The organism is Bradyrhizobium sp. SZCCHNRI3043 (genome assembly GCF_032377735.1).
Classification (GTDB): domain Bacteria; phylum Pseudomonadota; class Alphaproteobacteria; order Rhizobiales; family Xanthobacteraceae; genus Bradyrhizobium.
On sequence record NZ_JAUHID010000027.1, the window covers coordinates 67,964 to 76,114 of the forward strand.

The 8,151-nt window shown below is 65.2% G+C and carries 7 protein-coding genes; 2 read left to right on the forward strand and 5 right to left on the reverse strand.

Annotated features, from left to right (window positions below; genetic code table 11):
- Positions 1–26: 26 nt before the first annotated feature.
- Both radA and QX124_RS30220 read right to left on the reverse strand, forming a co-directional pair.
- Positions 27–1,517: a DNA repair protein RadA gene (gene radA, locus QX124_RS30215; RefSeq protein WP_315777465.1), complete on the reverse strand. Its 1,491-nt coding sequence runs from the start codon at positions 1,515–1,517 to the stop codon at positions 27–29.
- A gap of 19 nt (positions 1,518–1,536) precedes the next feature.
- Positions 1,537–2,262, reverse strand: a complete 726-nt coding sequence (locus QX124_RS30220) for a sulfite exporter TauE/SafE family protein (RefSeq protein ID WP_315799129.1) — start codon at positions 2,260–2,262, stop codon at positions 1,537–1,539.
- A gap of 252 nt (positions 2,263–2,514) precedes the next feature.
- Here QX124_RS30220 and QX124_RS30225 point away from each other — a divergent pair, with 252 nt between their 5' ends.
- Positions 2,515–2,817 (forward strand): hypothetical protein, encoded by a 303-nt coding sequence (locus tag QX124_RS30225; RefSeq protein WP_315799130.1) that lies wholly within the window; start codon positions 2,515–2,517, stop codon positions 2,815–2,817.
- Between the two features lie 286 nt (positions 2,818–3,103).
- Entirely contained in the window at positions 3,104–3,886 is a 783-nt protein-coding gene (locus tag QX124_RS30230; protein WP_409997774.1) for an LssY C-terminal domain-containing protein, read from the forward strand.
- Here QX124_RS30230 and QX124_RS30235 read toward each other — a convergent pair.
- The 3 genes from QX124_RS30235 to QX124_RS30245 form a co-directional block, all read right to left on the reverse strand.
- Positions 3,883–5,388: an MFS transporter gene (locus tag QX124_RS30235; protein ID WP_315799132.1), complete on the reverse strand. Its 1,506-nt coding sequence runs from the start codon at positions 5,386–5,388 to the stop codon at positions 3,883–3,885. The genes QX124_RS30230 and QX124_RS30235 overlap by 4 nt on opposite strands.
- Before the next feature lie 72 nt (positions 5,389–5,460).
- Complete coding sequence (locus QX124_RS30240; RefSeq protein WP_315799133.1) at positions 5,461–7,269, reverse strand: amidohydrolase; 1,809 nt, start codon at positions 7,267–7,269, stop codon at positions 5,461–5,463.
- A gap of 317 nt (positions 7,270–7,586) precedes the next feature.
- Positions 7,587–7,940, reverse strand: coding sequence for a hypothetical protein (locus QX124_RS30245; RefSeq protein ID WP_315799134.1), 354 nt, complete (start codon positions 7,938–7,940; stop codon positions 7,587–7,589).
- Positions 7,941–8,151: the final 211 nt, after the last annotated feature.

Consider the following 8,151-nt stretch of genomic DNA (forward strand, 5'->3'; position numbering starts at 1 on the left):
CGAGTCACGCGAACGTCACGGTCCGGCTAGCCGTCCTGGCGGCGGAATCTCGCTGGTGTGGCATTTTTTTCGGCATGGCTGGGGCCACGGCGGCCCTGCTCACCCTCGTCCCGGCTGCCGTCGTGGCGGGCGCGGGGCGTGCCGCGCGCGGCGATGTCGGCGACCAGGCTGGTCAATCCGCCGACGGTATTGAGGCTGAGCCCGGCATCGCCGCCGGCCTCGCCGCGGGCGCGCTCCGGCAGCACGACGCGGCCGAAGCCGAGCTTGGCCGCCTCCTTCAGCCGCGCCGAGGTCTGCGCCACCGGGCGGACCGCGCCCGACAGCGAAATCTCGCCGAAATAGACCGCATCGGGCGGCAGCGGCGCGTTGACCAGCGAGGAGACCAGAGCTGCGGCCGCGGCGAGATCCGCCGCCGGCTCGTTGATGCGCAGGCCGCCGGCGACGTTGAGATAGACGTCGTGGCCTGACAGCTTGACGCCGCAATGCGCCTCCAGCACGGCCAGCACCATTGACAGCCGGCTCGGATCCCAGCCGACGACGGCGCGGCGCGGCGTGCCGAGCGAGGTCGGCGCCACCAGGGCCTGGATTTCGACCAGCACGGGGCGGGTGCCCTCGATCCCGGCAAAGACCGCCGTGCCGGGGCTGCCGAGATCGCGCTCGGACAGAAACAGCTCGGAGGGGTTGGTGACCTCGCGCAGACCCAATCCGGTCATTTCGAACACGCCGATCTCGTCGGTCGGGCCGAACCGGTTCTTGACGGCGCGCAGGATGCGGAACTGCTGCGAGCCCTCGCCCTCGAACGACAGCACCGCGTCGACCATGTGCTCGACGACGCGGGGGCCGGCGATCTGACCGTCCTTGGTGACGTGGCCGACAAGGATGATGGCGGCGCCGGATTTCTTGGCGAAGCGAATGAGCTTCTGCGCCGAGGCGCGCACCTGGGTCACCGTGCCCGGCGCCGATTCGACGGTGTCGGTCCACATCGTCTGGATCGAATCGATCACGATCAGTCGCGGCACGCCGCCTTCGGACAGGGTCGCGATGATGTCCTCGACCGACGTCTCAGCCGCCAGTTGTACCGGCGCATCCGCAAGCCCGAGGCGCTCGGCGCGCAGCCGCACCTGGGCGACAGCTTCCTCGCCGGAAATGTAGACCGCGCGATGGCCGGCGCGCGCCAGCATCGAGGTCGCCTGGGTCAGAAGCGTCGATTTGCCGATGCCGGGATCGCCGCCGACCAGCAGCACCGAGCCGCGCACGAAGCCGCCGCCGGTGACGCGGTCGAGCTCGGTCATGCCCGACGACAGCCGCGGCGCGTCGATGCTCTTGCCGGTGAGCGATTCCAACTGGAACGTGCGGCCCTTGCGCTTGGAGCGCAGCGACACCGGCGCGGAGGTCGCGCCCGTCGTGTCTTCCTCGGCCAGCGTGTTCCACTCGCCGCAGGCCTCGCATTTGCCCTGCCAGCGCGAATAGGCCGCGCCGCAGTTCTGGCAGACGAAGGAGAGCGTGGTCTTGGCCATGGAGGGAGAATCGATGTGCTCAGGAGTGGGTGGCGTTCCATAGCATAGTTAGGCCTGCGGCCAGCATGATGCCATCCATCACCACGCGGAACACATCGGGCTTCATGTGCAGCACGAAGCGTTTGGCGACGAAGGCGCCGGCCATCAGCGAGCCGCCGGCGATCAGGCCCTTGAGCAGAATGTCCGGCGTCAGCGCGCCGAAGCGCTGGAAGGTGATGGATTTCGAGACATAGAGCCCGAGCGAGCTGGCAGCCTCGGTGGCGAGGAAGGCGCCCTTCGACAGCCCATAGAACAGGAACAGCGGCACGCTGAGCGGCCCGGTCGAGACCACGATGCCGGTCAGAAATCCGATCACCGCACCGCCGAGCGCGAGGTGCCAGAGGTTGGCCTTGAGGTCGTGCCGCGTCAGCCAATGCCGTACCGGCACCATCGCCATCAGGAACAGGCCGATCGTGATATCGACCGCCTGCGACGGCAGGATCAGCAAGGTGCGCGCGCCGAGTGCGGCGGCCGGAATGCCGGTGACCGAATAGGCCGCGCAGGCGCGCCAGTCGACCTCGCGCCACCACGCCAGGATGCGCGACAGGTTCGCCATGACGGCGGCGACCGCCATGATCGGCACGGCCTCCTTCGGGCCGTACTCGTAGGCCAGCACCGGCATCAGCATGATCGACGAGCCGGTGCCGACGATGCCGGACAACGTGCCGGCAACGAGGCCTATCGCGAGCACGAACAGGAAGCCCAAGATTGTCGCCTCCAGCAGACGAGCTCTATCCCCACGTCATTGCGAGCGGAGCGGCGGAGCGAAGCCATCCAGACTGTCTCCACGGAGGGATTCTGGATTGTTTCGCTCCGCGCGCAAATGACGGGGAGAAGCTGCGCCGTGTGGTTAATCGGCGGTTCGTGCCGACTCGAAATCGTCGATGATTGTGCGTCCGCATCATTAAAAGTTGAAGCGTATTCCTCGCACGTCCGCTGATGTTCTCGGACGATGACGATGAGCAAAACCCCGATGTCTTTGCAGATGCGGCCGTCCCTGACGGCAACCGCCGATGCGGAGTTCCCCTGGTTCTCGGCCGCGATGCTGGCCATGGAAGCCGGCGAGGTCATCCGGCTGCGGCTGGAAAAGTTCGCGCGCGGCGAAGCCGATGCGGGCGAGGAGGCGGAGCTGATGGTCAGCGAAAAGATCGCCGCAGCCCTGGAGGCGACGGCGAAGCTGATGGCCGGCGCGAGCCCGGCCGCGGTCGTCGATCTCTATCGAGATCATGTCGCGTCCAACGCCGAGCGGCTGTCGGCGTAAGCACGCGCAGTCCGGCTGTCTTTGGGCTGGCTCGGGGCTGCGTGCCGCCGCAGACGAATGTCGAGCAACCCAGGGCGGACAACCTCGTCATAGCGCCGGCGACCGGGCCGCCTCGTGCCTTCACGTGCGGTGTTGCCAACGAAGAGAAGATCGGACACCCTACCGAAAACGCGATTGCTGATCACCTCGTTTTCACCGGACCGATCCAGTGCGACTGCTCTTACGCCTCATGCAACGCGTGCTGGTCGCCGGGCTCGGGATCTTCACGGTCTGGCTGATCGTGTTCGTGGTGTTCGAGACGGCGGACCGCAGGCTGCCCTGGATTGCCGCCGTCGGCGTCAGCTACGCAATCGCGGCCTATGTCGTTCTGCCACGCGTGATCCGATTGAGTCTCAGGATCCTTCAGAGTCGGAGGGTGCCCAGCTACACGATCACCGGCGATGGATTGCCCGGCGACCCCGTCAATCTCGCCCTGATCGGCACGCTTCGACAGCTCCGCGCGAGCTTTGCTGCGATCGGTTGGTGCGAGGCGGACCGATTGGGGCTGGCAAGCTCGTGGGCCATGGTCCGCGCCTTCGTCCTCGCCAGGCCGTACCCCACTGCTCCTTTCAGCACCCTCTATCTGTTCGGTCGCGGCCAGGATATCGGCTTTCAGAAAGCCATCGGCAATAGTCCGCGAAAGCGTCATCACGTCCGGTTCTGGGCCGTTGACCTCGCCCACGCCGAGAAGAGCTGGAACGCTGGCGATTTCTGGTTAACGACCGACACGCCTGCGGCCGATGAGTCCGTCCTCTGGGTCGGCGCCGGCACGAAGGATACGGGCCTGTCGCTCACCCGACTGACCTTTCAGATCACGCACGCCACCGATCCGGATGCCAATGCGGAGCGGGACTACATCATGGCCGAATTGATCAGAACACGATCGATCGAGACCGTCGAGCTCTATAAGGCCGGCCGGAGTCTGCCCGAGCGGGTCAATCACTACGTATCGGACGGCGACATCGCGTTGGCGAGCGTGGTGATCGCCGCCAACGCCGACGCGCATGAGGGGTCTTCGTCGCCGGCCTAGTGGACTTGCTGACGAGCCGCGTTTGAGGTCGTTCCCTCCGCTCGGGGCCGGACCAGGAAGGCGGTGCCGAGCAGGACGACCATCGCAACGCTGACGACAGTCAGGAACGCCTGATCGAAGGCGCGATGAGCGTGCGAGGTGACGAGGGCAGCGAGCCCGGTCGGCAGCCGCTCGGCGGCGATCAGCGCCTCGTCGATGCTGTCGCGCGCAGCGGCGGGAATGCCGAGGCCGTCGGGCAGAACCATGAACGCCGTATAGACTCCGGACAGAATGCTTCCGAAAATGCTGATGCCGATTGTGCCGCCGAGCTCGAACGACACCTCCTCGATCGACGCGGCCATGCCTTCGCGGCCTTCAGGCGCGTGATTCATCACAGCGTTGGAGGCGGCGGCGATGGATGCTCCCAGCCCTAGACCATTGACCGCGATGCAGATCAGTTGCAGCGCCAGGCTGGCGTTGTAGCAGAGCAGGTAGCCGGCCGCGCCGATGCCTGCGATCAACAGCGCGCCGGACATCGTGGTGGCGGCTCGGACGCGACGGAGCATCAGGCTCGCGAGCGGCCCGCCGATGAAGGCACCGAGCGGGGCCGGAAGGATGTACAATGCCGCCTGCAGCGGCGAATAGCCGAGGACGAGTTGCAGGCGCTGGCTGATCGCGAGCTCCGTCCCCGCAATGGCGAGTGAAGCCACGATCGCGGTGATCACGCTGAGCGTGAACTCGACGTTTCGGAACAGGGTGAAGTCGAGCAAAGGATCCTCGAGACGCAATTGACGGCGTACGAACACCGTCAACATGATGACCGTCGCGACAGCCGTGCCGGCAAGGACGACATAGGAAGACTGGCGACTGCCGAGCTCCTCGACGACGTAGGCGAAGCCGATCAGCCCGGCCATCACCTGCACTGAACCGAGGAGGTCCCAGTCGCGCTCAGCACGATCGGCCGGTGCAGGAATCAGCAGCAGGCCGGCGACCAGCGCCAGCACGACGAGCGGCACGTTGATCAGAAAGACCGAGCCCCACCAGAAATATTCCAGCAGGACACCGCCGACCAAGGGGCCGACGGCCGCCCCGCTGGACGCAACGGCTCCCCAGATCGCGATGGCGAGCGCCCGTTCGTGGTCATCGGAGAAGGTGATGCGAATGATCGACAGCGTCGCCGGCATCATCAGCGCGGCGCCGATTGCGAGCAGGACGCGTCCGCCGATCAGGGCCATGGCGGTCGGCGAATAGGCGGCCACGACCGAGGCCAGTCCGAAGACGATGAGGCCGACAACGAATGTCCTCTTGTGCCCGACGCGATCGCCGAGCGAGCCGAAGCCCGGAAGGAGACCGGCAACGACAAGCCCGTAGGCCATGACGATCCACAGTTTCTCCGAGGCCGTTGCAGCCAGCTCATGGGTCAGGCTCGGCAGCGCCGTATAGAGCACCGTCATGTCGATCACGACGAGCGCCAGCGCGCTGGAGACGGTCAGGAGGATGAGCCAGCGATTACGTTTCGACATCGGCGCGCTCGCCTGCGCAACCCGTTGTTCATCCGGCGCGTTCGTCGTCTCGAGCACGTTCACCGCTCCCGCTCAGATTCCACTACGATGCGTGATCCGGCCGTTCATCATCGTCAGCTGAATATTGACCTTGCCGATGTCGTGCGGCCCGACATCGAACAGATTGTTCTCGAGCACGATCAGATCGGCCAGCTTGCCGACCTTGATGGAGCCGATCTTGTCCTCCATGCGAAGCTGGTAGGCTCCGTTGATGGTGTAGCCTCGGATGAGGTCCGGCAGGCCCAGGCGTTCGGTCGCGGGCGGATGGACCAGGCCGTCGGGCTTGCCCGGCTCCTGACGTGTATGGCCGGCCTGCAACGCCTCGAGTGGCTTGACGACGACCTTCGAGCCGGTCGCCAGCGCATCCATGCCGAACGACACCGTGACGCCTTCGTCGATGAACGTCTTGAAGGTGTACATGCGGCTCCAGCGCTCGTCGCCGTAGATCTCGCGGACGCGACGCTGGCTGGCATCCGGCACGCCCCATTGGATCTGCGTATTCGCGATCACGCCGAGCTTTCTGAAGCGCGCAATGTCCGATGGCGCGGTGAGGAATGCGTGGCAGATGGTATGACGGCGGTTGCCGGGGCCGTTCTTGCCAAAGGCGGCTTCGTATCCATCCAGGCTCATGCGGACGGCGGCATCGCCGACGGCGTGAAGGTGCGTATCGATTCCCTCGGCATGGGCTTCGCGCAGTATCCGATTCAACACGGGCGATGGCAACAATGGTTCGCCGCGCCAATCCGGGCTTCCGGCATAGGGATCCAGCAGATAGGCGGTGCGGCTCAGCTCGGTGCCATCGACGATCAGCTTGAGCACCTCGGCCTTGACCAGCGGAGTGCGATAGCGCTTCCGGTAGGCCCGAATGATCGGCAGCGGATCGACGCTGGGATCATTGTGATACAGGCTGCCGATCACGCGCTGCAGCAGCTTGCCGCGCTTCTCGAGCTCGACCAGCATGTCGAAACCGTGATGCTGCTCGGTCGGCCAGGCGCTGAAGCCGGCATCGAAGAAGGTGGTGATGCCGGCGGCTGCGAGCCTGGGCTGCCATTCCTCGATCGCGGCGGCGGTCGACTTCAGGCCGAATGGTTCGATGCCGTGCTTTTCGAGCGCCTTGAGCACCGCGAACAGCGCAGGCACTTCTGAAATGAAGCCGGTCGGCAGGCCATTGGGATCCTTTTCGTACCAGGAGGAGCCGGGCACGACGTCGCGCGGGGTATCCTTCGTAATGCCGGCCATCTCCAGCAGCTTGGAATTGACCCAGTAGCCGTGCAGATCGCAACTGACGAGCAGGACCGGTCGATCGGGGAAGATCTCGTCCAGCGGCTCCTTGCGCGGACCCGAGGCGGGAAACGCGCTAGCGATCCAGCCGAAGCCCAGAATGAACTTTTCGTCGGAATGCGTCTTCGCGTAATCGCGCAGGATCGCGTAGATACGCTCCGGATCCTCCTCGTTGACCCAGGCGCCGCGGGCGAAGGCCAGCGTGCAAAGATGCCAATGCGCCTCGACGAAGCCCGGCATGAGCATCCGCCCCTTGAGGTCGATGACGTCAGCCCCGCGTCCGGCAAATTTCATCGCGCCTGCGTCGTCGCCGACGTAGACGATCGTGTCTCCCTTGACGACGACGGCCTGGGCCCAGGGCAGGGAGTCGTCCACCGTGTAGACGCGCCCGCCGCGAAAGATGGTCGTGCTGCTGGAGGCGGCCCAGGCCGGAGCCGAGGCAGCGGCGAACGCTGCGGCCGCAGCCGAGGTCGCGACCATCTGGCGACGGGTCAGTCCGCCGCGCTCCGACTTAGATGCCGCAAACAGCGAACCGATGGCGGAACCGCATGCAATGCACATTGTCCTGCTCCGAAGTCCTGCTCCGAAAATTCCGCGCTCCGGGTGAGCTGCACGATTGCCGAGTCAGACGCTGAAACTACTTCACTCAGCACCCGCCAAGATTGACAACGATCAAGTCAATCTCGGCGGCGTCGAGCGCCAGCACGCATACTGAAGTCTTCGTTTCCTGTTGATGGATAAACTTCAAATCGAATGCTTTCAGACAGAGAAAAGGAGGACCGCCGCAACGACTCATCGTCTATGCGTCGCCCGAGCGCGAGGGTGTCATTCATGCCGTGGAGGTCATCGATCCCACCGATGCCTGGTCCCGAGCACCGTCACTTCGGGAACAGGAAAGCCAGGCTGGCGCGAAACTGCCACCGCGATGCCAGGTCCGGCCTCAGCACATTGTAGTAGACACCGATCTCGGCGTTGACCGGCTGCTTGTCGACCATGAAGAGCTTGCCTATTCCCGCGCCGACCGGAACGTCAGCCGTCAGCCGGTACGCACCCGTGTTCGGCATGGCGATATTCTCCAGCCCGACGCTGATCGTATCCGCGATCGGGTTTTGCGCCGCCTTGGCGAGATCTTCGAGCGATGGCGTCCTCTGCTGTGCCGAGGCGCCGGCGCCTGGGTACAGCGCTGAGATCAGGAACAGGAGAACCGCTCGTCGAAAAATTCTCGGAGTCATGGCCGACCTCACTGTCGAAGCGCTGCTCTCGCATCCGTTGTCTCGCATCTGCACCGTTCCGGCCGCTATGGAGTCAGGCGAAGGTCGGAAATTGCCCGCCGGCGAACAGTGACGGCCGCAGGCGAGACCAGTTCGACGCGAACTGGAACGTGTCGAGATCGGTGTAGGTCTGGCCGATCACCTGCATGCCCGAGGGCATGCGGTCCTCGAC